Below are 23885 nucleotides of genomic sequence, written 5' to 3'. Positions count from 1 at the left end.
GACATGATCGCCTTTCTGACGCGGCGTCTGGGCGCCACCGTCGCCCTGCTGATCGTCATCAGCTTCGTCACCTTCACGCTCTTCCAGTTCGGGCCCGCAGATCCGGCGGCCGCAGCCTGCGGCCAGGAGTGCACGCCCGAACGCGTCGCCGAGGCGCGGGTCGCCCTCGGCATGGACAAGCCGTTCCTCACCCAGTACGTGAACTACATGTCGGGCCTGTTCCACGGCCGGACGATCGGGGCGCCCGGCGCCGAATCACTCTGCCAGTGGCCCTGCCTCGGCAAGTCCTTCCAGACGAACGAGGACGTCGCCGCCGTCCTGGAGCGCGCACTGCCCTACACGGTGTCGGTCGCCGTCGGCGCCATCGTGCTGTGGACCGTCGCCGGTGTCACCCTCGGCACGCTCGCGGCGCTGCGCAAGAACAAGCTCACCGACAAGCTGATCGTCGGCGCCGCGTCCATCGGGGTCTCGCTGCCGATCCCGGTCACCGGACTGCTCCTGCTGCTGGTCTTCGTCTCGACCTTCGACGTGCTGCCGTTCACGACGAACGCCATCACGTCACCCTTCGGGCCCGCCGGGTTCGACGGCTGGTTCCTCAACTACCTGCTGCCGTGGGTCGCGTTGGCGGTGCTGTTCAGCGCCCAGTACATCCGTGTCACCCGCAGTTCCATGCTGGAGACCTTCGGCGAGGACTTCATGCGCACCGCCCGCTCCAAGGGCCTGTCGAAGCCGGCCATGGTCGTCCGGCACGGCGCCCGCGCCGGGCTGACCCCCGTCGTCACCATGCTGGGCCTCGACATCGGGCTGCTGCTCGGCGGCGCCGTGCTCACCGAGCAGATCTTCTCCGTACCCGGCATCGGCTTCACCGCCGTCCGTGCCGCCCAGGCCGGCGATCTGCCCGTGACCATGGCGATCACGCTGCTCGCCGCCTTCTTCATCATCATCGCCAATGTCGTCGTCGACGCCGTCTATGCCGTCATCGACCCGCGAGTGAGGGCCGCCTGATGACCACTCCTTCCTCCGGCTCTTCTTCCGGACCTTCTTCCGGCGAACCCCTGCTGCGGATCAGGGATCTGCACGTGGCCTTCCCCACCGACGACGGGCTCGTGCACGCCGTCAACGGCATGGACCTCAGCCTCGCCAGGGGCGAGACCGTCGGCCTCGTCGGCGAGTCCGGCTCCGGCAAGACGGTCACCAGCCAGGCCCTGATGGGCCTGCTCAAGGAGACCCGCGCCCAGGTCACCGGCGAGATCGTCCTCGACGGCACCGACCTCAACAGCCTCTCCGAGAACCGGATGCGGGCCTGGCGCGGCAAGAAGATCGCCATGATCTTCCAGGACCCGCTCTCCGCGATGCACCCCTTCCACGCGGTCGGCGACCAGATCGCCGAGGCGTACCGGGTCCACAACAAGGTGTCGAAGCGGGCCGCGCTCGCGGCCGCCGTCGACATACTGGGCCGCGTCGGCATCCCCGACCCGAAGCAGCGGGCCCGCGCGTACCCGCACGAGTTCTCCGGCGGTATGCGCCAGCGCGCGATGATCGCCATGGCCCTCGTCTGCGAACCCGAACTCCTCATCGCCGACGAACCGACCACCGCCCTCGACGTCACCGTCCAGGCGCAGATCCTCGACCTGCTCGGCGAACTCCAGCAGGAGACCGGCACCGCCATCGTCATGGTCACCCACGACCTCGGTGTCGTCGCCGAGGTCTGCCACCATGTCGCCGTGATGTACGGCGGGCAGTGCGTGGAACGGGGGAGCGTGCGCGAACTGTTCCGCGACCCGCGCCACCCGTACACGCAGGGCCTGCTCGCCTCCATGCCGACACTCGGCGACGACGGCGAACGGCTGCGCCCCATCCCCGGGTTCCCGCCGTCGCTCACCGCGCTGCCCGCGGGGTGCCTGTTCGCGGACCGCTGCCCGCAGACCCACCTCGTCCCCGACGACCTGTGCCACGCCGAGCGCCCCCTCTTCGTGACGAACGAAGCCGGTCACCCTTCCCGGTGCCACCAGGAGAACCTCGCCACCGCCGAGGAGGCCGCGCGATGACATCGACCACCCCGCTCCTTGAAGCGCAGGGGCTGACCAAGCACTTCCCGGGACGCGGCGGACTGCTCGGCCGGGGCGGCGCGCCGGTCAAGGCCGTCGACGGCGTGAGCTTCTCCGTCGGCGCCGGGCAGACGCTCGGCCTGGTCGGCGAGTCGGGCTGCGGAAAGTCCACCACCGGGCGGCTGCTGATGCGCCTGCTCGACCCCACGGCCGGAACCGTCCGCCTCGAAGGACAGGACCTCGGCTCGATGAACCGGGCCGAGGCCCAGGAGTACCGGCGCCAGGTCCAGATGGTGTTCCAGAACCCGTCCTCCTCCCTCAACCCCCGCCAGTCCGTCGGCAGCGCCATCGCCGCGCCGCTGCACGCGCAGGGCATCAACCCGCCCGGCGGCGTCAAGACACGGGTGCGCGAGCTGATGGACCGCGTCGGCCTGCGCCCCGACCACTACAACCGGTTCCCGCACGAGTTCTCCGGAGGCCAGAAGCAGCGCGTCGGCATCGCCCGCGCCCTCGCTCTCGAACCCCGCCTCATCATCTGCGACGAACCGGTCTCCGCCCTCGACGTCTCCGTACAAGCGCAGGTGGTGAACCTCCTCCAGGACATCCAGGCCGACACCGGTGTGTCGTACGTCTTCATCGCCCATGACCTGTCCGTCGTCCGGCACTTCGCGGAAGAGGTCGCCGTGATGTACTTGGGCCGGATCATGGAGAGCGGGCCGACACACGAGGTCTTCGACGACCCGCGCCACCCCTACACCCGTGCCCTGCTCTCCGCTGTGCCGCAGCCGGACCCGGACGCCGACCGGAGCCGCAGGATCCGGCTCAGCGGCGACCTGCCCACGCCGGCGAACCCTCCCTCCGGGTGCGTGTTCCGCACACGGTGCCCGCTGCGGCCGACCCTTGGCGAGTCCGAACAGGCGCGGTGCGCCGGCGAGTTGCCGCCCTTGGCGGGCGCCGGGGGACCCGCGTGCCACTTCGTGGACACAGCCCTCGCGGCCCACTGACCGGTCCGCACACCTACGCACCCCACGCACCTACCCATCAGTGACATCACCGAACAGAAGGAAGTCGCACCACATGCTCATCCGTGACGTACGCCCCTGGGGCGGCGAGCGCAGTGACGTACAGGTCGACGGCGCCCGCATCGCCGCGATCCGCCCGCACGACCCGCGGGCCGAGCCCGTCGGGGACGTCGTCGAGGGCCGCGGCCGGCTCCTCTTCCCCTCCTTCAGCGATGTGCACGTCCACCTGGACTCCACCCGCATCGGCCTGCCGTTCCGCCCGCACACCGGAGGACCCGGCGTGTGGACGATGACGATGAACGACCGCGAGAACTGGCGTGACGCGGAGGTTCCGCTGCCGGAGCGGGTCGCGGGCACCCTGGAGCGCATGATCGCGCGCGGTACGACGCGGGTGCGTTCGTACGCGCAGGTCGATGTGGACTGCAAGCTGGAGAAGTTCGAGGCCGTGGTCGCGGCCAAGGAGAAGCACGGGCACCTGGCCGACGTCCAGATCATGACGTTCCCGCAGGCCGGCATCCTGCGCGAGCCGGGGACCGAGCAGTACCTGGAGGCATCGCTCAAGGCGGGCGCGGACGTCATGGGCGGCATCGACCCGTGCACCCTGGACCGCGACCCCAAGGGCCACCTCGACGTCGTCTTCGGACTCGCCGAGAAGTACCAGGTCGAGGTCGACATCCACCTGCACGAGCCCGGCGAACTCGGCGTCTTCTCCACGGACCTGATCCTGGAACGGGTCCGCGCCCTCGGCATGCAGGGCAAGGTGACGATGTCGCACGCCTACGAGCTCGGCTCCGTGAACGAGTCCACCAGCCGGCGCCTCATCGAGGAGTTCGCGGAGCTGGACATCGCCATGGCGACCGTCGCCCCCGCGGCGCGGAACCAGCTCTCGCTCGTCGAGCTCACCGAGGCGGGTGTCCGCGTCGGCCTCGGCGAGGACGGCCAGCGCGACTACTGGAGCCCGTACGGCAACTGTGATCTCCTCGACCGCACCTGGCAGTTGGCCTTCACCAACAACTTCCGCCGCGACGACCACATCGAGATGTCCCTGGCGGTGGCGACCATGGGCGGTGCCTCCATCATGAGCCACGACGTGCCGCGCCTCTCCGGCGTCACCGACCGCCCGGGCCTCGCGGTGGGCGACCGTGCGGACCTCGTACTGGTCGACGGCGAGACCCCGGCCGCCGCGGTCATGGACCGCGGCAAGGACCGCACGGTGCTGCACGACGGCCGGGTCGTGGCGGAGGGGTTGGAGCTGGTCGCGGGGGCGTGACGGGTGGTGTGCGGGGGCCGGTTGGTGTGTTCGGCCGGCCTCCGCGGTCCCACGGGGCTACCGGACCGGACGCCCTCCCTGGATGACGGCCACCTGATGCCGCGCGGGTTCGGCCAGCGCCGCGATGTCGGCGAGTGGATCGCTGTCGAGGACCAGCAGATCGGCGCGGGCCCCGGCGGCGATCGTCCCGATCTCCCCGCTCATCCCGAGGAGTTCGGCGGCCACCGACGTCGCGGAACGGATCACGTCGAGGGGCTTCTGCACCTCCGCACGGATCCTGAACTCCTCGTTCTGGTGGCGGTGCATGCCACCGAGGAGATCGGAGCCGTACGCGATCCGGGCCCCGCCGCGCGCGGCACGCTCCAGGGCGCCGAGGCCCGCGCCGAGCACGTCGTCGACCTTGCGCCAGCTGTCCTCGGAGAGGCCGAACTCGCGGCCCTCCCTCTTGAGCGCCCAGTACGTGACCAGGGTCGGCACGAGGAACGCGCCGTGCTCCGTGAGCAGTTCGACGCTGCGGTCGTCGATCAGGTTGCCGTGCTCGATCGACCGGACGCCCGCCTCCAGGGCTCGGTTGACCGCGCGGGCGGTGTACGCGTGCGCGGCGACGTACCGGTTCGCGGCTTCCGCCTCCTCGACGGCGGCGCGCAGTTCGGCGGGGGAGTACTGGGTGGAATCGATGCGGTCGGTGGGCGACGCGACACCACCGGACGCCATCACCTTGATGTGGTGGGCGCCCTTGCGCAGTTCGTCGCGGGCGGCGACGCGCACCGCGGCCTCGCCGTCCGCGACCCGCCCGTGATCGGCGCAGCACGGGTGCTCGTCGTGGTGCCAACTGCCCGCGTCGCGACTGTCGCCGTGCCCGCCGGTCTGACTCAACGCCTTCCCGCCGAAGGCCAGTCGGGGGCCGCGTACGAGCCCTTCCCGCTGAGCCCTGGCGAGTCCGAAGTCGGCGCCCGCCATGTCACGGACGGTGGTGAAGCCGCGGTCGAGCATCTCGCCCATGATGCGGGAGGCCTGCGCGGTGACGTAGCTCGGCGGGGTGGAGGCGAGCGAGCCGAGCGCGGCCGTGAAGGCGGTCACGTGGACGTGCGCGTCGATGAGTCCGGGCAGCACGAACCCGCCCCGCACGTCCAGTACTTGGGCGTCGTCCGGCCGCTCGGCCCCGTCCTCGGACATCCGGCCGTCCACGCAGAGGAGGTCACCTTCGTGCCAGGTGCCGGCTTCCAGGTCGAGGAGGTGGGCGTTGCGCAGCACGAGGGTGTCACTGGTGCGCTTCGAGGGATTGCTGATCATGGTTGGGGTCACTCCTTGGTTGCGGGGGTGCTCGGGGCGACGGTGACGGGGGCACCGATGTCCTCGAGCGAGCGGTTGGCCGTGGACAGGCCGAAGGCGAGCGTGACCACGACTCCGACGGCGAGCACCGCCGTCGTCATGCCGAAGACACCGGCGAACCCTGCTCCGGCGGCCATCAGCCCGATGGCAGTGGGCGCGATGATCGAGCCGATCCGGCCGAACGCGCTGGCCAGACCGCTGCCGGTGGCGCGGATCCAGGTCGGGAAGACCTCGGGCGTATACGCGTACAGACCCGCGTAGGTGCCATTGAGGAAGAAGGACAGCACGGCTCCGGACACCGTGATGGCCACCGGTGTCGAGGTCTGGCTCAGCCAGTACGCGGAGAGGGCCGAGCCGGTGAGGTAGAGCGCGATGGTGTGCTTGCGGTCGAGGCGCTCGCTGAGCCAGGCGGCGGAGAAGTAGCCGGGCACCTGGGCGGCGTAGATGATGAGCGAGAACGAGAAGCTCTGGGTGACCGTGATGCCGCGCTGGACGAGCAGCGTCGGGATCCAGGAGAAGAACCCGTAGTACGAGAAGGTGATGACGAACCACATCACCCAGGTGACGGCCGTACGGCGGGCCATCCGACGCGACCACAGGAAGCGCAGCCCGGTCCATACACTGGGTGGCGCGGTCTCCTTGGCGGCGGGGGAAGCCTCTGAACGCAGGTTCTCAACCGGCGGTAGCGGTTGGCCGGTTGACTTCTCCACGCGGCGCTCCAGCTCGGCGACGACCCGCTCCGCCTCCGCGGTGCGACCCCGTTCCAGGAGATAGCGTGGCGACTCCGGCAGGGCGCGGCGCCACCACAGCAGCATCACGATGGGTACTGCCGTGACGACCTGGGCCCAGCGCCAGCCGTCCGCCCCCAGCGGCACGATGAACCGGCCGATCAGCGCGGCGGCCACGAATCCGAACGAGAAGAACCCGGCGAGCGCGCCGACGAACCAGCCGCGGCGCTTGGACGGCACGAACTCGGAGAGGAACGGCGCGATGATCGCGCTCTCCGCGCCGGTGCCGGCCCCGGCCAGGACGCGGGCACCCAGGAAGACGGGGAAGTTCGGGGCCGCGGCGGCGACCAGGGTGAACACGACGTAGAAGGCGAGGGCGTACATCATCACGCGCTTGCGGCCGATGCGGTCGCCGAGGATGCCGGCGATCGCGGCACCGAAGAGATAGCCGAACGGCGAGGCCGAACCGATCAGGCCGAGCGCCCCGTTGTCCAGGTGCCACAGATCCTGGACGCTCGGCAGCAGGAACGCGACCACGGCCGCGTCCAAGCCGTCGAAGGTATAGCCGAGCCCGCCGATGAGCAGCAGGACGTAATGGGGTCTGGACAGCGGGAGTCTGTCCAGGCGAGCGAGGAGGGACATGGGCGGATCCTCGAAGGTGTCGGGGGCGTCCTCGGGGTGTCGGGGACGCGGGGGACATTCACCGCCCACGCAAAGTAGATTGCGTAGTGCTATTCACGCAACGATCTTTGCGTTACATTCCGGGAACGTAGAGTCTGGGCGAACGCCTTGCTCGGAGGAGCCCGGTGTCCTCTACCGCGGAGTTGTGTGTGCACGGCGAACTGGCAACCTGGCTGCGTGATGCCACCCCGGCCCGCGGGCTGCGCCCCAAGGCCGCCGCGATCGTGGACTTCCTCATCTCGCAGCCTCAGCAGGCGGCCTACGCCTCCGTCGCGGACGTCGCCCGCCGTGTCGGCGCCAACCCCGCCACCGTGACCCGCACCGCCCAGACGCTCGGCTACGGCGGCTGGCCCGACCTGCAACGGGAGTTGCGGGCGCGCTATCTCTCCCACCTCAGCGCGGCCCAGGTCAACGCCGCGCACCGCGAGGAGGGTGGTACATCGTGGGCCGGCTCGCTCAGCCGTGACCAGGAGAACCTCGCCCAACTCGCGGCCCATGCCGACGACGAGGCGGTCGCACGGATCGCCCGGGCCATCGCCTCCGCCCGCCGCACCCTCGTCATCGCCGCAGGCAGCTACGCCTCCGCGGGCACCGCCCTCGCCCACAACGCGCGCCTCGCCGGGTACGACGTCCGGCTCGAGGCCACGGGCGGCGCGGATCTCGTCAACTCCGTTGCTGCGCTGGGCACGGAGGACCTCCTGATCGCCATCTCCTTCTGGCGCCTCTACCAGAGCACGGTGACAGCGGCGGAGGACGCGAGCGAGCGCGGTACGCGCGTTTTCGTCATCACGGACGCGGCCAGCCCCCCGCTCGCCGCCGCGGCCGAGGGCGTGCTGCTGGCTCCCGCCGAGGGCACGTCCTTCTTCCCCTCCCTCACGGCGGGCCTGGCCCTGTGTCAGTCGATCGTCGCCGAACTCGCCGCTCTCGACCCCGACCGCACGGCCGCGTCGGTCGCGGCGGCGGAGGAGCGGTGGGTGCGGTACGGGGTGCTGCACCGGGTGGCGACGTTGAAGTGGGACGGGCAGCGCTAGCCGGCGCGGGCCGAACGCGATGTGACCGAGGCCGAGTCGGCGTGACTCCGTGGGCTTCGCGCAAAATCATGGTGGCTACGGGGCCGTCGGCGGTGTGGTGTGTGGCACAGCACGTCCGAGGCGGTGGAATTTGTGTGTCCGTTGTCAGTGGCGCCCACTATTCTCTTCACATGGCCCCCACACCCGAGGATGCTGCTGCGCGGTCCGCCGATGAACTCAACGAGCGGATCCGCGACCTGATGCTGCGCTCCGGTGGGCGGTTGAGTGCCGAGCAGCGTCGTGAGTACGAGGCGCTGGTCGCGCAGTGGGCGGCAGCCGAGCGTGGCGGGATTGTGAAGGCGGCGTAGAGGGTGCCTCGGGCGTCGGTCAGCCGTGGGCGCGGGGGAGGCGGACGACCGCCGTCCCGCTGTCCAGATTCACCGTCGTCCTGTTCGGCGGCGCCCCGTCGTCCTCGTTGTCCGGCATGACCAGGGCCGACTGGCGCTCCTTGAGCTCGTGCTGCTTGCCGGGCGACAACGCGCCGTGCAACTGCTCGAACCCGGTCGCCGACACCTGGCCCTGCCGGATGCCGGGGCGCCACGGCAGCACACCGGCCCGGCCCGCGCGTAACAGCAACTGGTCCACGAACGCCAGCAGCGTCAGCACGATGACAAGACCCGGCAGCGTCATGAAGAAGACGAACTCCATGACACTCCCAACTGGCTCCGATTGCTCAGAGTTCCCGGGAGGCCTGCCGGTGCACCGTGAGTATCGAGGCGATGTAGCCGCCCGGCCACACGGATGTCAGCGGACACGAGGCGAGCCCCTCGGGCGCGGGAAGCCGGTCGGCCGCGCCGACTACTTCATCCGCGCCGCGGTGGCCGAGCATGCCGCCTGCGAGGCCTTCCTCGCCGAGAAGCCGAGCGGACTCCCCGGGGGCCGGCGCTTCAGCTCCCACCTCACGATGAAAACGATCAAGTCGGTGGACTGATGGACCCGCGGCGGCTCCGCCCCGATTGACATGCAGCCGAATGGCTGCCTATCGTCGGATACGCGATTACGCAGCCAGTCGGCTGCATGTCGAGTCGACCGAAAGAGGGCACGACCCCCGTGGACGCGATATTCAAGGCGCTAGCCGACCCCGGCCGCCGGCGGCTGCTCGACAGCCTCAACGACCGGGGCGGGCAGACGCTGGGCGAACTGTGCGGGGAACTGGACATGGCCCGGCAGTCGGTCAGCAAGCACCTCGCGGTCCTGGAGGCCGCGGGTCTGGTCACGAGCGTGCGCCGGGGCCGCGAGAAGTTGCACTACCTCGACGCCGCGCCCCTCAACGCGGTCGCCGACCGCTGGCTCAGCCGCTACGACCGGCATCGCGCCGCCGCCCTCGACGACCTCCGTACCGCACTGGAAGAGGAATCCCCCATGAGCAACGCCACCGACGCGGGCCCCACCGCTACGGAGCCCTTCGTTCACACGAGTTACATCCGCACCACCCCCGAGCGGCTCTGGGAGGCGCTCACCTCGCCGGCCTTCACCCGCCGCTACTGGGGTGTGACCTTCGAGACCGACTGGAAGCCCGGATCGCCCATGGTGTGGCTGGAGGGCGGCGGCCGCGTCGAGGATCCCGAGCAGGTCGTCCTGGAGGCCGACCCGCCGCGCCGCCTCGCCTACACCTGGCACACCTTCACCCCCGCGTGGGCGCAATCCGTGGGTGTCGACGAAGAGTTGCGGCAGCGCATCGCCCGCGAGGGCCGCTCGAAGGTGTCCTTCGATCTGGAGGCGATGGGGGAGACCGTGAAGCTGACGGTGGTCCACGACGGGTTCGACCCAGACAGTACGGTCCGCACGATGATCGGTGACGGCTGGCCGGCGCTGCTCTCCAGCCTCAAGACCCTCCTGGAGACCGGTGAGCCGCTGCCGGATTCGCGGCAGGGCTGAGCCGCACGCGTCGGAGGTGCGGCACCACCCCCGGCGGTGAACGGCACGCCGCTCGGCTCCGTCGCGTCGAGCGCCGCGAGTCCTGCGAGCGGGGTCGGGTCGACGGCGCAGCCCGGCTCGGCGCCCCCCCCCGTAGCGCGGTGAGCGGTGCCTCCCGGCGTCGGCAGTACCGGCCCGGAACGCGGTATTCGCCCTTAACCTCCCTACGGGGGTGGGCACTTGAGGCCTGGCGTGAAGCGAGTGGGGTATCTCCTGCTGCCCGGCGCGGGCGCGGCGCTCGCCGTGGGTGGCGCCTTCCCTTCGTGGAGCGGGCGCACGGACGGCGACGGGTTCGGGACGGTTCCGTGGTGGCTGCGTGTCCTGTTGCTCGGTGCCGGGGCCGCCTGTGTCGCCGGCGTCGGGAGACGGAAGTGGGCCTGGGGCGCCGCGGCGGCCGGGGCCGCGGCCGCGCTCGGCGGAGGACTCGCCTTCGCCCTCTGGAGCCGGTCCGGCGAGATCGCCGAGGGGCTCCGCCGGGATCGTGCCGCCGCGACGTCGGAGGGCTGGCACTTCGGCCCGTTCGACAACGAGCTGCACGCCGTGCTCACGGCATGGCCCGACGCCGCGCTGCTGGCGGCGGCCTGCGCAGGGGCCGGGGTGGCGGTGGTGGGGCTTCTGCTGGCGCACCTTCGTGGATGCGGCGTGGACGAACTCCCGGTCGATGTCGATGAGTTGGGGCGGAGGATCCGGTCCGTGCTGAGCTGGAGTCTGGTCGGTGTGCTCCTCGGCGGGGTACTCTCCGCCGCGGCCGTGGAGGGCGCTCGCGCCGCCCGCGACGCGCGAGTGGAAGCGCTCGGCCCGTGGTGGACGGAGTTCGCCGACTCCTCGCCGGTGCCGCGGGAGCGACTGCACGACGGCTCGCGCAAGGTCACCGAGAAGACCCGGGCGCCGGGCGCCCCCGCGAAGCCGGGCGCGGTCGCCTGGCGGCACACGTTCACCGGGCCCGTCGCGCTCAGCACCTGCACCTACGAGGGCCGGGCGCGCGGCACCCTCGTGGCACTGGAGGAAGGGCGCCGTACGGCACGGGTGTCCGGCCGGGACGCGAAAAGCGGGCGGCTGCGCTGGTCGTTCACCGTGCGGCTGTCGAAACGGACCGAGTTCTCGCAGGTCGCGGTGAGCGAGGGCTGCGCGGTCCTGGTGCTGGTCGGTTCGATGGTCGTCGGTGTCGACTCGTACACGGGCAGGGTCGGTGGGGCGTCCGTGCTGCCCATGCCGGGCCGGACCGGCTGGCGGTTCGTCACCTCCTACCGGCAGTCCGTGGCGAAGGCGCCGCGGATGGTGACGCTGACCGACGCGGATCTCGCGCACGTCGACGCGGGGGACGCCGGCATCGTCGCGCTGCGGCGCGAGGACGCGAAGCCCGTCGCGTGGGGGACGCCCAGCGGCTCCGGGTGCCAGTACCTCGCCGACTACGCCGCGGACGCCGCTCCGGGCACGCTGTTCATGACGGGTTGCCGCAGCCAGGACATGCTCGTCACGCTCCCGGACGTCACCGTGCCCGGCGAGGACCGCCGCAGTCGCCCCGACTACCGCGTCCCGGACCTGCCGCCGCTCCTCGCACCACGGGAACGTCCGGTGCCCTCGCCCTCCGGCTGTGACCGCGGTGCGGTGGAGCGGCTGCGGGCCACGTCGCCGCGGTACGCGTATGTGATGGGCAGGTGGCGGTGCGGGTCCGGCGCCCGCCGCGAGCGGTTCCATGCCCGCGCGACCTTCAACCTCTCCTACGACTGGCCCCGTCGGAGCCCGTGGGTGCGCACCTCGCCCGACCGCTCCCAGCTCGAACCCGTCGTCAACCTCGAGAACGGTGACGCGGGTGCCGTCGGTGACACGGTCCGGCTCGGGTGGGGCGAGGAACTCGACGCGGAGGGGCGCCCTTCGGTGACTCCCGCCCGAGGCGACCGCATCGCCGCGCTCGTGGGCCCCGGACGCACGGCCGGCGACCGTGACACCCTCCTCGCGCTCGGCGAGAGCGGCCTGCTCACCGCCGTCCGCTACGAGTACAGGCAGCGCGACCCCATTGACCCCGACGACGAAGGCCCCGGGTCCCGCATCCGGCGCGCCGGAGCCACCGATGCCGTACGCGGCGCCTGCGACGGCACACGGGACGTACTCGTCGACGGGGCCTCGGCGACGGCGCTGGTGCTCTGCCGGGGCGCAGGGCAGCGCGTCACCCGGGTCGAAGCGGTGGTGGACGGGAAGGGGTTCAGGGCGGCGCGGTGAGGCGGCGCGCGTCGGTCCTGCGCCCGACGTGATTCTCGTGCGTCGGCCCGGGTGGGTGCGTTGACGTGCCACCCTTATTCATCGCATGATGAATAACGGTACGGTCCGGTGTCACCAGGCACGCCGGGCGCTCACCGCAGGCAGGAAGGTACGCCATGCCGCTCGTCCTCGACCTCCGTTCCCTCGACGCGACGATGCTCGCTACCGTCGGCGGCAAGGCGGCCAACCTCGGCGAACTGACCAGAGCCGGACTGCCCGTGCCGCACGGCTTCTGTGTCACCACGGACGCGTACCGGGCGATCTCGGAGACGGACGGCCTCGCGGGCCTGGAACCCGCCAAGGCGCGCCGGCGCGTTCTCGAGGCGGCGGTGCCGGGGGAGTTGAGAGAGGCGATCCACGCCGCGTACGCGGGACTTGGTGACGACGTGGCCGTAGCCGTGCGCTCCAGCGCCACCGCCGAGGACCTGCCGTTCGCCAGCTTCGCGGGGCAGCAGGACACGTACCTGAATGTCGTCGGGGCCGACGCCGTCCTCGATGCCGTACGCCGCTGCTGGGCCTCGCTGTGGACCGACCGCGCGGTGAGCTACCGCGAGAGCAACGGGATCGACCACGCCTCGGTCCAACTGGCCGTCGTCGTCCAGCAGATGGTGAACTCGGCGGTGTCCGGCGTCCTCTTCACCGCCAACCCCGTCACCGGCAAGCGGGACCAGGCGGTCATCGACGCGAGCCCCGGCCTCGGCGAGGCCGTCGTCTCCGGGGCGGTCAACCCGGACCACTTCGTCGTCGACGGCCAGGAGATCGTCGAACGGAAGCTCGGCGACAAGCGGTTCCTCATCTGCTCACTGGCCGGAGGCGGCACGGAGAAGGTCGACATCGGCGAGAACCTTGCGCCCTGCCTCACCGACGACCAGATCCTTCAACTCTCCGCACTCGGCGCCAAGGTGCAGGCGCACTACGGGAGTCCGCAGGACACCGAGTGGGCCATCGACGCCCGGGGTGCTTTGCACCTCACCCAGTCGCGTCCCATCACCACCCTTTTCCCGGTGCCGGAACACGCCGACGGCGACTTCCACGTGTACTTCTGCTTCAGTCTCGCCCAGGGCCTGGAACGGCCGATCACCCCGGCCGGGCACGCCGCGATCCGGGAGATCGCCGGGGCCGCCGACCGGATCATCATCGGCGACCCGGCGTCGAACGGCTGCACCGAGGCCGGCGGCCGGATCTTCGTCGACGTCACCAACGTGCTCCGAAGCAAAACCGGAAGGGCCTTCTTCCCGCGCGTACTCGACGTCATGGAGGCCCGCTCGGCGCATGTCCTGCGCAGCCTGTACGACGATCCGCGCCTGGGCCTCACCCACACCTCGCCCTGGCCCGCGATCAGGCGGGTGGCCCGCCTCGCCCGCAGATTCCACGCCCCCTCCACCGCGCTGCGGGCGCTCACCAACCCCGAGGCGGCGGTGCGGCGCGCACGGGAGACGGAGGCGCGCGTACGGAAGATGGCCGAAAACAGGTCCATCGAAGAGGCGCTGCGCGACTGCGTGATCCCGGTCCTGCCCACCGTCGCCCCGACCGCCCTGGTCGGCTTCGCGATGCTGGGCCTCGCCGGCCGGCTCGTCCGCACCGAACCCGGCGAACTGCAGACGGTCCTGCGCAGCCTGCCGAACAACGTCACCACCGAGATGGACCTCGACCTGTGGAACCTGGCGCGTACGATCCGTGCCGAGCAGGACGCCGTGGACGTGTTCCAGGACGCGGACGTCCAGGAACTGGTGGCCCGTTACCGCGCCGCTGAACTGCCGCCGGTCGCGCAAGACGGGCTCCGCGCCTTCCTGCACCAGTGGGGTCACCGGGCCGTCGCCGAGATCGACATCGGCCTTCCGCGCTGGTCCGACGACCCCACGCACATCATCGGCGTCCTCCGCAATTACCTGCGCCTGGACGACGAACAGGCCCGCCCCGACGCCGTGTTCGCGCGCGGAGCGGCCGAGGCGGAGGCGATGATCGAGCGGCTCGCGCGCCGGGCCAAGGGGCGCGGCCGGCTCGTCCGGTTCGCCCTGCGCCGCACCCGGCTGCTGGCAGGACTGCGCGAATACCCGAAGTACCTGGCGATCACGCTCCTCGGCGCCCTCCGCACCCGCATCGCCGCACGTGGAACCGAACTGCACGCGCAGGGGCGCCTCGACGCCGCGTCGGACGTCTTCTTCCTGGACTTCGATGAGCTGCGCTCGACGGACGGGGACCTGCGCCCGACGGTCGCCGTACGCAAGGAGGAGTACGAGCGGGAGATGCGGCGCCGGCACATCCCGCGTGTCCTCCTCTCCGACGGAACCGAACCCGAGACGAGCCCGGGCGCGCGGACCGCACCCCGCGCGCCCGGAGACCTGGTCGGCACCGCCGCCTCCGCGGGCGGGATCACCGGGCACGCGCGCGTGGTGACCGATCCTGTCGGCGCGCACCTGGAGCCGGGCGAGATCCTGGTCGCACCCTCCACCGACCCCGGCTGGACCCCGCTGTTCCTCACGGCGGGCGGCCTCGTGATGGAGATGGGCGGCGCCAACTCCCACGGTGCGGTGGTGGCCCGCGAGTATGGCATCCCCGCCGTGGTCGGGGTGCCGGACGCCGTGACGCGGATCGGGACCGGTGACGTGATCACGGTGGACGGGAGCGCGGGGGTCGTGCGGGTGCGCCGAGAGGGCGCGTAGCCGGGGAGGGACGCCTATCCTGTAAGTCACCGCGCGGTCGTTCGGGGGGAAGGGGCGGTAGATGAACTGGTTTTGGGTGGTCCTCATCTTGTTCTGGACGGGGGCGTTCGCCTGGGTGGCGGACACCGGACGCGGCGCGCTGCGCCATCGGCACGAGCGGAAGCTGGAGCGGCTGGAGGCCGCCAAGGAGGCGCGTCTCGCGGTGGAGGCCGCGAACAAGCCGCCGGAGCCGGTCTGCGGCTGCGCCCACCACCTCGCCAAGCACGACAAGACGGGCCGCTGCCACGAACGCGTCGAGGTCCCCACGGCCTGGGACGAGAACAAGAAGCCGCTCCGCTACGAGGCGGATCAGTGCAACTGCCAGCAGTACGTGGGGCCTCAGCCGCTGTCCCAGGTGTACGCGGAGGAGTTGACGGACCGGGTCTAGCATCCGGTCCTGACATCTGAGACGACATCAGACCCGGCGACCGCTCGGCGAAGCGGTGGCAGGGCCCGGCTGACGGTGGCCGACGGCTGCCGACGGCCCGAAACCGCCGGTAACACACCGTTCAACTCCTGGTCATGGGCTGCCTGTTGAAGATCTATGGCGTACGGTCGCCAATCGCACCTGAGACAGACCGAATTTGCCAGGAGCAAGGGAGTGCACAGTGGCGGACATCTTCAACTCGTGGTGGGACAAGGCGGCATGCAAGGCCACGGACCCTGAGGACCTGTTCGTGGAAGGCGCGGCGCAGTCCCACGCCAAGCGGTTCTGCGACACGTGCGTGGTCAGGACCGAGTGCCTGGCGCACGCCCTGGACGAGCGCATCGAGTACGGCGTCTGGGGCGGCGCCACGGAGCGCGAACGCCGGGCCCTGCTCCGCAGGCGCCCCACCGTCACGTCCTGGCGCAACCTGCTTGAGGCGGCCCGCGCGGAGCACGCGCAGGACGGCCGCCAGGTCAGGGCCTCGTGAGGTCCGTGACGCCCCGCGCGGTCAGCTCCGCCCGGGATCGAAATCGAGCACCTGCGTCAACCGGATGTTGTTGCCCGAGGGGTCCCGGAACGAGGTGTCGATGCCGTACGGCTGCGAGGTCGGCGGGTCGTTGAACGTGACGCCCCGTGCGGACAGCTCGTCGTAGGCGGCCTTGCAGTCGTCGGTCTCCAGGAACAGCGTGCCACCGGCCCCCTTGGCCACCAGCTCCGACAACTGGACGCTGTCCTTCTCGTCGAGCATCGGCGGGCGGGGCACAGACATCAGCACGAGCGCGGGACCTTCGCCGCCGGGCGGCCCGACACACAGCCACCGGAAGGCCCAGGACTCCATCGTCACGTCGGACCGGACCTCCCAGCCCAGCTTCGTGGTGTAGAAATCGAGCGCCTCGTCCTGGTCGTGCACCCAGAACTGCGCATTGGCGATCTTGATCGTGGTCGGCATGTCGGTCCTCGCGCCTCACTCATCGGCCGTCCTGCTTCGGGACGTGAATGGTCCCGACACCGACGCTAGGCATCCGGTCGGGCGCTGTCTTCTCGAAACGTGCGGTTCCGCGGCCGTCCGTACGCCATCGCGACACACCGGGGGATGCGCACATGCCGCGCGGCCGGAGGGTGCGCCGCCCGGTACGCCTGCGGGGGCACCCCGTACATGCGCCGAAAACTCGTCGTGAACGACCCGATGCCGCGCAGCCCCACCGCGACCCCGATATCGGCCACCGTCCAATCCGTGGCAAGCAGCAGATCGGCCGCCCGCTCCAGCCGCCGGGTCAGCAGATACTGATGCGGCGACTCCCCGAACGCGTCCTTGAACCGGCGGCTGAAGTGCGCGGGCGACAGCGCGGCAGCCGCGGCGAGATCACCCACCGTGAGCGCCTCGGCGTACCGCGCGTCCGCGAGATCGCGGGCGCGGAGCAGATGGCGGGAGGGCGGGACGTGGGGCACGGGTCCATTGTGCGGGGTTCGGGTTCCGGACAGCCCGGTGGAGCGGATCCACCGGGCGCAGCCGTCGAACGTCCTGCTCCTGCTACTCGTCGTCGGCGGCGGGCTTCGGCATCGCACGTCGTTGGGCGTCAGGGGCAAGTCGTACGGGCGGCGCCGATGGTCCTCCGTCGGGAAAGTTGAGAAGAGCGGCTACTGGCCGCGCAGGCAGGCGGGCACCACCGCGGCGTCCGGGTCCTGCCAGATGTTCACCCAGTGGAATCGTTCTGCGGTGCGGCCCAGGCGGAGGCGTAGTCGCATGCAGAAGGTGCAGCCCGGACGCCAGTAGATGACCGGGAGGCCGTCCTGCGCGCTGCGTCGCCGGGCCTCCGATGCGCTACAGGACCTCGGGAAGATCAGCGGTGAGTTCACGCCGGCGAGCAGCAGGAGTGTTGGCAGGGCCCATACACGCACCATGACGTCGCAGGCTATCAACGAGGCGCACGGTGGCGGGCCCGTGCGCAGTCGCCACCGGTAGTTGAACATTGCGCGGTTACTTGACATGAACGCGACGGAAGAGCACTCTCGCGGAGGTTTCGTTCCCGTGCGTCGTGGCTCGACCGATGGCAGGGCAAGGAGTCGTCGTGGACACGCAAATCTCAGGGGTGCAGGCGGGGCGGAGCACCGTGCGCGGTCACCGCAATCGCGCGGTCGTCGCCAGTACGGTCGGTACCGCCATCGAGTGGTACGACTTCTTCCTCTACGGCACGGCCGCCGCGCTTGTCTTCCCCCACCTGTTCTTCCCCGGGCAGTCCGAGTACACGGGCGTGCTCGCCTCCTTCGCCACGCAGTTCGTCGGGTTCGCCGCCCGGCCCCTCGGTGCCGCGATCTTCGGGCACTTCGGAGACCGGGTCGGCCGCAAGTCGACGCTTGTCGTCACCCTGCTGCTGATGGGGGTGAGCACCGTCCTGATCGGGTGTCTGCCCACCTACTCATCGATCGGGCTCGCCGCACCCGTCCTCCTCGTGGTGCTCCGCGTCTTCCAGGGCATCGGCGTGGGCGGCGAGTGGGGCGGCTCGGTGCTGCTGTCCATGGAGTGGGGGTCGAAGAAGCGCCGCGGGCTGATGGCCAGTTGGCCGCAGATGGGTGTGCCGATCGGGCTGCTCGTCTCCACCGGCATGGTGAAGTGGCTGAGCTCCGCCTCCGGGGACGGCTTCGAGAGCTGGGGCTGGCGGGTCCCGTTCCTCGCGAGCGCCGTGCTCGTCGCCGTAGGCCTCTACGTACGCCTCAAGGTCATGGAGAGCCCCGACTTCACCACCGTGAAGCGCGAGGAGGCCGTCGTCCGCATGCCGCTGTGGGACGTGCTGCGACACCAGTGGCGCGAGGTGCTCGCCGCCGCGTTCGTCCGGCTCTCGGAGCAGGCGCCGTTCTATCTCTTCATCACCTTCGTGCTGACGTACGGGACCTCGCACCTCGGTCTCGCCCGCGGTGATCTGCTGAATGACACGCTGGTCGCCGCCGCCATCGGGCTGGTCACCATCCCCGTCTTCGGGCACCTCTCCGACCGCTACGGGCGCCGCCTGGTGTACGGCGTCGGCATCGTGTGCGTGGGTGTGTTCGCGTTTCCGTACTTCGCTCTGCTCAATACGAAGACACCAGGGCTCGTGCTGCTCGCCATCGTGCTGTCCCTGGTCTTCCACGACATGCAGTACGGGCCCCAGGCCGCGCTCATCGCCGAGGGCTTCGGCGCCAACGTCCGCTACAGCGGCGCGGGCCTCGGCTACCAGCTGGCCTCGGTCATCGCCGGCGGCCCGGCCCCGCTGATCGCCGCCGCAATCCTGGAGGACACCGGGTCCAGCACCGGCATCAGCCTCTACATCGTGGGCTGCTGTGTGCTCTCCATGGGCGCGCTGTTCCTCATCCCGCGCCGCGCCGCATCGGCCGACTGAATCGCAGCTTCTTGCGCCAAACGTAGGGGTCGCACCGCCGCACCGGCGGTGCGACCCTTCTCGTTCTGCTCAGAACTCAACAAAGTTCTACGGCGTCATTGTGTCGGTTGTGTTGTCTTCTTAGGGTGGTGGCGGCTCAACAGGCGTCCCGCACCACACCAGTTGCACGTGTCCACACCCGCAGAAGGGCACAGCCATGCCGCAACCGCACCCCTCCCACCCGATGCCGCTCAGCCGTCGCCGCCTCCTCCAGGCGAGCGCGGCCGTCGCAGGCGCGCTCGCCCTGCCCCTGGGCCTCCCCGCGGCACCGGCCGGCGCGGCCGACGGCGACGAGTGGAACGGCCGTATCGACCTGTTCCGGCTCGGCACCGAACCCCCGCACACCACCCTGATGCCGTACGAGGGCGTGGCGCAGGCCCTCACGGCCGACCGGACCCGCTCCCCGTACCGCCAAAGCCTCAACGGGGACTGGAAGTTCGCCTACGTCGACCGTCCCTCGGAGCGCGACGAGGACTTCCACCGCACCGATCTCGACGACAGAGGCTGGGGCACCATCCCCGTGCCCGCGGTCTGGCAGCTCCACGGGCACGACTTCCCGATCTACACCAACATCACGTACCCGTGGTGGGGCGCCAACGGCCTCGGCGAGGAGGCCCGCCCGCCCGCGTCGCCGACCCGCTACAACCCCGTCGGTCAGTACCGGCGCACCTTCACCGTGCCGAAGGGGTGGCAGGGCAGACGCGTCTTCCTGCACTTCGAGGGAGTCAAGTCGGCCCACTACGTATGGGTGAACGGCAAGCTCGTCGGCTACCACGAGGACTCCTTCACCCCGGCCGAGTACGACATCACCCCGCACCTCACCGAAGGCACCAACCAGCTCGCCGTCGAGGTCTACCGCTTCTCCGACGGTGACTGGATGGAGGATCAGGACATGATCCGGCTGAGCGGGATCTTCCGCTCGGTGTACCTGTACTCGACGCCCGCCGTGCACCTGCGCGACTTCAAGCTCGACACCCCGCTCGGCGACGGATACACCACCGCCGAGCTCTCGGTCACCGCCACCGTGCACGACTACGCCGGTGACGGGGGCGCGTACAGCGTCGAGAGTCAGCTCTACGACGCCGCCGGGCATCCCGTCTGGTCCCGCCCGCTCACCCAGAAGGCCGACCTCACCGATGCCGAGGTGACGGTACGGGCCGCCAAGTCCGTTCCCTCGCCGCGCCTTTGGTCCGCCGAGAGCCCGTACCTCTACACCGCAGTGCTCCGCCTGCGTGACCCGGCGGGCAAGGTGGTCGAGACACTCTCGCACCGTGTCGGCCTGCGTGAGTTCGCGCTCAAGGACGGACTGATGCGGATCAACGGACAGCCGGTGTCCTTCCGTGGCGCCAACCGTCACGAGATGCATCCCGACCGCGGCACCGCCCTCACCCGCGCCGACCTGGTCCAGGACATCGAAATCGTCAAGCGGATGAACATCAACACCATCCGCACCTCGCACTACCCCAACAACCCGATCTGGTACGAACTTGCCGACGAGTACGGCCTGTACCTCGTCGACGAGACCAACCTCGAGACGCACGGCGTCCGCGACGACTACCCCGCGAGCCGCCCCGACTGGACGAAGGCGTGCGTCGCCCGCGCCCAGAACATGGTCCACCGCGACAAGAACCACGCCTCCGTCGTCATCTGGTCGCTCGGCAACGAGGCGGGCGCCGGTTCCACCTTCACCGCCATGCACGACTGGATCCGCTCCTACGACACCACCCGCGTCATCCAGTACGAGGGCGACGACAGTCCCGGCGTCAGCGACATCCGCTCCGAGATGTACCCGTCGACGAGCCACGTCGAGTCGAAGGCGAAGGACACCGCCGACACCCGCCCGTACGTGATGATCGAGTACTGCCACGCGATGGGGAACTCGAACGGCAACTTCAAGGAGTACTGGGACCTCGTCCGCCGCTACGACGTACTGCAGGGCGGCTGGATCTGGGACTTCGTGGACCAGTCACTGAGCTGGCCGACACCGCCGCGGACACTGCTGACCGAGACCGGCCCGGTCGGGCTCAAGGGTGAACTCCTCAACCCCACAGGGAAGTTCAGCAAGGACAAGGGCCTGAGCGGCGCCACCGTCTTCGCGCGCGACGACCGCCTCGACCTGACCGGATCGCTCACCCTCGAAGCCTGGGTCACCCCGCATGTCACCGGCTACCACCAGCCGATCGTGGCCAAGGGCGACACCCAGTACGCCCTCAAGCAGAACGACAAGAGCCTGGAGTTCTTCATCCACTCCGGCAGCCAGTGGGTCACCGCGACCTGGGCCACGCCCGCCGACGGCTGGACGGGCCGCGAACACCATGTCGCCGGTGTCTTCGACGCGAGCGCCGGCACGCTCACGCTGTACGTCGACGGCTCGGCGAAGGCCACGAAGAACACCACCAGCAGGCCCACCAGCAACACCGCGCCGCTCGCCCTCGGTGTGGACGTCGACAACATGACCCGCGAGTTCAGCGGCACCATCCGCCGCGCCCGTGTGTACGCCCGCGCCCTGAGCGCCACCGAACTCGCCGACGACGGACGCGGCCCGGACGGCGAAGGCGTGCGCTTCTGGTTCGACGCCAGGACGGTCGGTGTCACGGAGAAGCAGCCGCGCGACAAGACCTTCTTCGCGTACGGCGGCGACTGGGGCGACAACCCCAACGACGGCAACTTCGTCGCCGACGGCATCATCACCGCGGACCGCGGCCACACCGGCAAGGCGGCCGAGGTCAAGCGCGTCTACCAGGCGATCCAGGTGTCACCGAAGGAGGGCGCCGGGGGAGCGGGCGACGTCACCGTCACCAATGAGTTCCTCTTCACCAACCTCCGCGAGTACGACGGCCGTTGGGAACTGGCCCGGGACGGCGAGGTGATCCAGCGCGGCAGCCTGAGCCGCGCCCAGCTCGACGTCGCCCCGCTCGCCCGCAAGGACATCACCGTCCCGCTGAAGCTGCCCAGCGCCCCCGCACCCGGCGCCGAGTTCTTCCTGCACCTGTCCTTCCGCCTGAAGGACGACACGGCCTGGGCCGACGCCGGTTTCGAGGTGGCGCGGGCGCAACTCCCGCTCGACGCGGGCAGCCCGAAGGTGACTCCGGTACCGCTGAAGAACGTACCGGCACTGCGCCACGAGGACGGGGGCGGGGCCGTCTCCGTGACCGGCGACGGTTTCACGCTCACCCTCGACAAGGCGACCGGCGTCATCACCTCCTACGAAGCCGGCGGCGTCCGGCTCGTCGACTCCGGCCCCGTACCCAACTTCTGGCGGGCCCCGACCGATAACGACCACGGCAACGGCCAGCACACCCGCAACCAGACCTGGCGGGACGCCGGAGCGCGCCGCAAGGTGACCGGAGTGAGCGTCAGCGGCCTCGACGGCCGGGCCGTGCGCATCGAGGTCAAGGGCACCCTGCCGACCACAACCGAGTCCACCTACACCACCACGTACACGGTCTTCGGCGACGGCGCCGTCAAGGTCGACAACACCCTGCACCCCGGCGCCGCCACCCTCCCGTACCTCCCCGAGGTCGGCACGATCCTGCGGCTGCCCGCGGCTCTTGAGCGGCTGCACTACTACGGACGCGGCCCGGAGGAGAACCACTGGGACCGCAACGACGGTACGGACGTGGGGCGTTGGGACTCGACCGTGACCGAGCAGTGGACCTCGTACATCCGCCCCCAGGAGAACGGCAACAAGACGGACGTGCGCTGGGCGGCGCTCACCGACCGACGGGGCCGCGGCCTGCTCGTCGCCGGTGACCCGAGCGCGGACCACCCGCTGCTGGAACTCACCGCCTCGCACCTCACCCCGGAGGACCTGTCCGTCGGTGCGCGCCACGACTACCAGCTCGACCCGCGCGACGAGGTCGTCCTGCGGGTCAACCACCGCCAAATGGGTGTCGGCGGCGACGACAGCTGGGGAGCCCACACCCACGCCCCCTACAAACTGCTCGCCGACCGGGACTACGCGTACACGTACTGGCTGCGGCCCCTGACGGATGTGGGCGAGGCGACGAAGTTGGCGCGGAGGACGGTGGCGGTGGACTGAGCCCTTCCCGTATCAGCTCTCTGCCCGCGAGTACGGCACGAACAACCTGCCCGACTGCCGGGCTCAGTTGAAGACGACCGTGCGGTTTCCGTGCAGCAGGACGCGGTTCTGGCAGTGCCAGTTGACCGCGCGGGCGAGGGCCAGACGTTCGGCGTCGCGGCCCACCAGGACGAGTTCCTGGGCGCTCTGACGGTGATCCACACGGATCACCTCCTGCTCGATGATGGGCCCTTCGTCCAGGTCGGCGGTGACGTAGTGGGCGGTCGCGCCGACGAGCTTGACGCCCCGCGCGTGGGCCTGGTGGTACGGCTTGGCTCCGGCGAAGCTCGGCAGGAACGAGTGGTGGATGTTGATGGCCCGCCCCTCAAGCGCCTTGCACAGGTCGTCGGAGAGGATCTGCATGTACCGGGCGAGCACCACCAGGTCGATGGCGTGCTCGTCGACCAGGCGCAGCAGCCGCTCCTCGGCCTCCGGCTTGGTGGCCCGGGTGACCGGCAGGTGCAGGAACTCCACGCCCGCATGTTCCACCTGTTCGCGCAGATCGGGGTGGTTGGACACGACGAGGGCGATGTCCCCGTCGAGGGTGCCGCTGCGCCACCGGTACAGCAGGTCGGCGAGGCAGTGGTCGAACTTCGACACCATGACCAGCAACCGGGGGTTGGCCGCCGCGTCGCGCAGCCGCCAGTCCATCGCGCACGCCTCGGCCGTGGCGGCGAAGCGCTCCTCCAGGTGGGCCGGTTCCGTCCCGGCGGGCGCGGTGAAACTCGTCCGCAGGAAGACGGTGGCGTTGTCGGGATCGTCGAACTGCTGGTGCTCGGTGATGTCGCAGCACTCGCCGACCAGGAAGGCGGTGACGGCGTGCACGATGCCAGGGCGGGCCGGACAGTTGAGGGTCAGGATGTACTGGTCGCTGTCGGTGCGTGCACTGCGTGCGGTGGTCACGACAGGTGTCTCCTCAGCATTCGACGACGTTG

Annotated in this window: 21 protein-coding genes; 13 read left to right on the top strand and 8 right to left on the bottom strand. The window is 70.4% G+C overall.

The window, feature by feature from the left end; genetic code table 11:
- Positions 1-3 precede the first annotated feature (3 nt).
- From ACIRHA_RS16640 to ACIRHA_RS16625, 4 genes are all read left to right on the top strand, one after another.
- Positions 4-1005: an ABC transporter permease gene (locus ACIRHA_RS16640; protein WP_403845662.1), complete on the top strand. Its 1002-nt coding sequence runs from the start codon at positions 4-6 to the stop codon at positions 1003-1005.
- On the top strand, positions 1005-2048 hold the full coding sequence (locus ACIRHA_RS16635; protein ID WP_403845660.1) for an ABC transporter ATP-binding protein: 1044 nt from the start codon (positions 1005-1007) through the stop codon (positions 2046-2048). The genes ACIRHA_RS16640 and ACIRHA_RS16635 overlap by 1 nt, the downstream gene beginning before the upstream one ends.
- Positions 2045-3052, top strand: coding sequence for an ABC transporter ATP-binding protein (locus ACIRHA_RS16630; RefSeq protein WP_403845657.1), 1008 nt, complete (start codon positions 2045-2047; stop codon positions 3050-3052). The genes ACIRHA_RS16635 and ACIRHA_RS16630 overlap by 4 nt, the downstream gene beginning before the upstream one ends.
- Before the next feature lie 73 nt (positions 3053-3125).
- Entirely contained in the window at positions 3126-4340 is a 1215-nt protein-coding gene (locus tag ACIRHA_RS16625) for an amidohydrolase (RefSeq protein WP_403845654.1), read from the top strand.
- Positions 4341-4397: 57 nt separating this feature from the next.
- Here the strand turns inward: ACIRHA_RS16625 and ACIRHA_RS16620 are convergent, their stop codons facing one another.
- Together ACIRHA_RS16620 and ACIRHA_RS16615 are read right to left on the bottom strand one after the other, a co-directional pair.
- Positions 4398-5633 carry an amidohydrolase family protein gene (locus ACIRHA_RS16620; RefSeq protein ID WP_403845651.1) on the bottom strand — a complete coding sequence of 412 codons (1236 nt, stop codon included), beginning with the start codon at positions 5631-5633 and terminating at the stop codon, positions 4398-4400.
- Positions 5634-5641: 8 nt separating this feature from the next.
- Positions 5642-7042: an MFS transporter gene (locus tag ACIRHA_RS16615; RefSeq protein ID WP_403845648.1), complete on the bottom strand. Its 1401-nt coding sequence runs from the start codon at positions 7040-7042 to the stop codon at positions 5642-5644.
- A 164-nt stretch (positions 7043-7206) separates the two neighbouring features.
- Here ACIRHA_RS16615 and ACIRHA_RS16610 point away from each other — a divergent pair, with 164 nt between their 5' ends.
- Both ACIRHA_RS16610 and ACIRHA_RS16605 read left to right on the top strand, forming a co-directional pair.
- Positions 7207-8112, top strand: a complete 906-nt coding sequence (locus ACIRHA_RS16610; protein ID WP_403845645.1) for a MurR/RpiR family transcriptional regulator — start codon at positions 7207-7209, stop codon at positions 8110-8112.
- Between the two features lie 170 nt (positions 8113-8282).
- Positions 8283-8459, top strand: coding sequence for a hypothetical protein (locus ACIRHA_RS16605; RefSeq protein WP_403845642.1), 177 nt, complete (start codon positions 8283-8285; stop codon positions 8457-8459).
- A gap of 19 nt (positions 8460-8478) precedes the next feature.
- Here ACIRHA_RS16605 and ACIRHA_RS16600 read toward each other — a convergent pair whose 3' ends face one another.
- Both ACIRHA_RS16600 and ACIRHA_RS16595 read right to left on the bottom strand, forming a co-directional pair.
- A complete protein-coding gene (locus ACIRHA_RS16600; protein WP_403845639.1) occupies positions 8479-8799 on the bottom strand; it encodes a DUF6191 domain-containing protein in 321 nt (106 codons plus the stop codon).
- Between the two features lie 25 nt (positions 8800-8824).
- Positions 8825-9049 (bottom strand): hypothetical protein, encoded by a 225-nt coding sequence (locus ACIRHA_RS16595; RefSeq protein WP_403845637.1) that lies wholly within the window; start codon positions 9047-9049, stop codon positions 8825-8827.
- Positions 9050-9201: 152 nt separating this feature from the next.
- Between ACIRHA_RS16595 and ACIRHA_RS16590 the strand changes: the two genes are divergently transcribed.
- The 5 genes from ACIRHA_RS16590 to ACIRHA_RS16570 all read left to right on the top strand — a co-directional run bounded on the left by ACIRHA_RS16590 (position 9202) and on the right by ACIRHA_RS16570 (position 15943).
- Positions 9202-10029, top strand: a complete 828-nt coding sequence (locus ACIRHA_RS16590) for an ArsR/SmtB family transcription factor (protein WP_403845634.1) — start codon at positions 9202-9204, stop codon at positions 10027-10029.
- A gap of 231 nt (positions 10030-10260) precedes the next feature.
- Positions 10261-12288 carry a hypothetical protein gene (locus ACIRHA_RS16585; RefSeq protein ID WP_403845631.1) on the top strand — a complete coding sequence of 676 codons (2028 nt, stop codon included), beginning with the start codon at positions 10261-10263 and terminating at the stop codon, positions 12286-12288.
- Positions 12289-12443: 155 nt separating this feature from the next.
- The gene (locus ACIRHA_RS16580; protein ID WP_403845629.1) at positions 12444-14990 is read left to right on the top strand and encodes a PEP/pyruvate-binding domain-containing protein; all 2547 of its coding nucleotides are present in this window, start codon (positions 12444-12446) and stop codon (positions 14988-14990) included.
- Between the two features lie 61 nt (positions 14991-15051).
- Positions 15052-15417, top strand: coding sequence for a hypothetical protein (locus ACIRHA_RS16575; protein ID WP_403845626.1), 366 nt, complete (start codon positions 15052-15054; stop codon positions 15415-15417).
- 229 nt (positions 15418-15646) lie between these two features.
- Entirely contained in the window at positions 15647-15943 is a 297-nt protein-coding gene (locus tag ACIRHA_RS16570) for a WhiB family transcriptional regulator (protein WP_403846485.1), read from the top strand.
- A gap of 21 nt (positions 15944-15964) precedes the next feature.
- Here the strand turns inward: ACIRHA_RS16570 and ACIRHA_RS16565 are convergent, their stop codons facing one another.
- The 3 genes from ACIRHA_RS16565 to ACIRHA_RS16555 form a co-directional block, all read right to left on the bottom strand.
- Positions 15965-16405, bottom strand: a complete 441-nt coding sequence (locus ACIRHA_RS16565) for a VOC family protein (protein ID WP_403845624.1) — start codon at positions 16403-16405, stop codon at positions 15965-15967.
- 65 nt (positions 16406-16470) lie between these two features.
- Positions 16471-16905 carry a helix-turn-helix domain-containing protein gene (locus ACIRHA_RS16560; RefSeq protein ID WP_403845621.1) on the bottom strand — a complete coding sequence of 145 codons (435 nt, stop codon included), beginning with the start codon at positions 16903-16905 and terminating at the stop codon, positions 16471-16473.
- 189 nt (positions 16906-17094) lie between these two features.
- Positions 17095-17358 (bottom strand): hypothetical protein, encoded by a 264-nt coding sequence (locus tag ACIRHA_RS16555; RefSeq protein WP_403845619.1) that lies wholly within the window; start codon positions 17356-17358, stop codon positions 17095-17097.
- Positions 17359-17525: 167 nt separating this feature from the next.
- Between ACIRHA_RS16555 and ACIRHA_RS16550 the strand changes: the two genes are divergently transcribed.
- Together ACIRHA_RS16550 and ACIRHA_RS16545 are read left to right on the top strand one after the other, a co-directional pair.
- On the top strand, positions 17526-18830 hold the full coding sequence (locus ACIRHA_RS16550) for an MFS transporter (RefSeq protein WP_403845616.1): 1305 nt from the start codon (positions 17526-17528) through the stop codon (positions 18828-18830).
- 196 nt (positions 18831-19026) lie between these two features.
- Entirely contained in the window at positions 19027-22911 is a 3885-nt protein-coding gene (locus ACIRHA_RS16545; RefSeq protein ID WP_403845613.1) for a glycoside hydrolase family 2 TIM barrel-domain containing protein, read from the top strand.
- Between the two features lie 63 nt (positions 22912-22974).
- Here ACIRHA_RS16545 and purU read toward each other — a convergent pair whose 3' ends face one another.
- On the bottom strand, positions 22975-23853 hold the full coding sequence (purU, locus tag ACIRHA_RS16540) for a formyltetrahydrofolate deformylase (protein WP_403845611.1): 879 nt from the start codon (positions 23851-23853) through the stop codon (positions 22975-22977).
- Positions 23854-23885 lie beyond the last annotated feature (32 nt).

This window comes from Streptomyces sp. NPDC102360 (assembly GCF_044766085.1).
In the GTDB taxonomy this organism is placed as follows: Bacteria; Actinomycetota; Actinomycetes; order Streptomycetales; family Streptomycetaceae; genus Streptomyces.
The sequence above is the reverse complement of the archived record's forward strand: the minus strand, read 5'-3'. Positions and strand labels throughout refer to the sequence as shown.

Coding starts and splice junctions, on each gene's coding strand:
- ACIRHA_RS16605 (WP_403845642.1), top strand. CDS start 8,283: ATGGCCCCCACACCCGAGGATGCTGCTGCGCGGTCCGCCGATGAACTC.
- ACIRHA_RS16580 (WP_403845629.1), top strand. CDS start 12,444: ATGCCGCTCGTCCTCGACCTCCGTTCCCTCGACGCGACGATGCTCGCT.
- ACIRHA_RS16555 (WP_403845619.1), bottom strand. CDS start 17,358: ATGGTGCGTGTATGGGCCCTGCCAACACTCCTGCTGCTCGCCGGCGTG.
- ACIRHA_RS16615 (WP_403845648.1), bottom strand. CDS start 7,042: ATGTCCCTCCTCGCTCGCCTGGACAGACTCCCGCTGTCCAGACCCCAT.
- ACIRHA_RS16620 (WP_403845651.1), bottom strand. CDS start 5,633: ATGATCAGCAATCCCTCGAAGCGCACCAGTGACACCCTCGTGCTGCGC.
- ACIRHA_RS16630 (WP_403845657.1), top strand. CDS start 2,045: ATGACATCGACCACCCCGCTCCTTGAAGCGCAGGGGCTGACCAAGCAC.
- ACIRHA_RS16565 (WP_403845624.1), bottom strand. CDS start 16,405: ATGCCGACCACGATCAAGATCGCCAATGCGCAGTTCTGGGTGCACGAC.
- ACIRHA_RS16640 (WP_403845662.1), top strand. CDS start 4: ATGATCGCCTTTCTGACGCGGCGTCTGGGCGCCACCGTCGCCCTGCTG.
- ACIRHA_RS16600 (WP_403845639.1), bottom strand. CDS start 8,799: ATGGAGTTCGTCTTCTTCATGACGCTGCCGGGTCTTGTCATCGTGCTG.
- ACIRHA_RS16635 (WP_403845660.1), top strand. CDS start 1,005: ATGACCACTCCTTCCTCCGGCTCTTCTTCCGGACCTTCTTCCGGCGAA.
- ACIRHA_RS16545 (WP_403845613.1), top strand. CDS start 19,027: ATGCCGCAACCGCACCCCTCCCACCCGATGCCGCTCAGCCGTCGCCGC.
- ACIRHA_RS16575 (WP_403845626.1), top strand. CDS start 15,052: ATGAACTGGTTTTGGGTGGTCCTCATCTTGTTCTGGACGGGGGCGTTC.
- ACIRHA_RS16625 (WP_403845654.1), top strand. CDS start 3,126: ATGCTCATCCGTGACGTACGCCCCTGGGGCGGCGAGCGCAGTGACGTA.